Source organism: Flavobacterium bizetiae (genome assembly GCF_902804475.1).
In the GTDB taxonomy this organism is placed as follows: Bacteria; Bacteroidota; Bacteroidia; order Flavobacteriales; family Flavobacteriaceae; genus Flavobacterium; species Flavobacterium bizetiae.
On the sequence record NZ_CADCSU010000244.1, the window covers coordinates 1 to 1157 of the forward strand.

General features: G+C 24.7%; 2 protein-coding genes. Both read right to left on the minus strand.

Annotation, left to right across the window (positions count from 1 at the left end):
• Positions 1 to 437: hypothetical protein (locus FLACOL7796_RS24525; RefSeq protein WP_173973387.1), on the minus strand; the 437-nt coding region annotated here is incomplete at its 3' end.
• On the minus strand, positions 434 to 1157 hold a 724-nt coding region (locus tag FLACOL7796_RS24530; RefSeq protein ID WP_173973388.1), incomplete at its 5' end, for a glycosyltransferase. The genes FLACOL7796_RS24525 and FLACOL7796_RS24530, both read right to left, overlap by 4 nt.

A 1157-nucleotide genomic window follows, 5' to 3' on the forward strand; every position in this document is an offset into this window, starting at 1 on the left:
TCATTAACCTCAGCAGTATTAGAAAATGGAAGATTATGATTTTTTAAATAAAATAAACCAATTAAAAAAACAGAACTTAAAATAGCGGCATTAATGCCCCATAAAAGAACAAGTTTTAATGTTTTAAAATCAGTTATTTTTTTAAATACAATTGCAATCCAAAACAACAAAAACAGTCCTCTGTAAACCTTTAAATCATAAGATATTGTATTAAATAAAATTGATTTTAATGTTAGTAAAATCAGTAAAATCAGCAAAATTACACTTGATGAAAAAGTAAATTTTGTTTTTAAAATTGGATTATTTTTAAAATCTATGATTGCTAAAACGGATAAAATGACCAAAATAATATTAGGAATCGCCTTTGAAAAAAACAGCGATAATATCAAAGCATAAACCAGATATTCGAAACCTTTCTCTTTTATTAGATTTCTCATTTTTTTATTCTTTTTTTAATCTCTAAAATTATATTGTAAGGCAGAAATAATAAAACATAATTTCTAACAAGTCCATAAATTGGATAATATCCAAAGTAAAAATTTTCTTTTATAATTTGTATTCTTCTTTTTACTTGTTGTTTTCTTTTTTGTACTGAAATACCTTTTTCATTAATTTCAATTTGAGTTAAATATTGGTTCATATTGGCCATTTTAAACTTTTTTGAAATAGTGAAAAATAAAGCATAATCTTCTGCTGATTTGTAATTTACAGGATAATATCCTACCGTATTAAAAATTGATGCGTTAAACATAATCGCGGGATGAATTAACATCGAATTGATGTACATTTTGTTTTTAATACTTTGATCGTCTAAAGGTAAATTAATGGCATATAAATAAACATCGTTACTATCCACCGCCAATACATTTGATCCAACTACTTTAATTTCTGAATTTTGTTCTAAAAACTCTGTCTGAATCGCAAATCTTTTTCCTAAACAGACATCTCCACAATCTAATCTTGCTATGTACTTGTATTTTTTTTCAATACTAATTTTAAGACCGTGATTTAATGCAAATTCAATTCCCTGGTTTTGGTTCAAATATTCAAAATAAAGTCTTCCTTTTGCTTTAAAATTACTTTGAAGTATTATTTCATCAAATTTATTTTTACTTCCATCATCTACAATAATAACGTCTAATTCTTCATCAGAATCG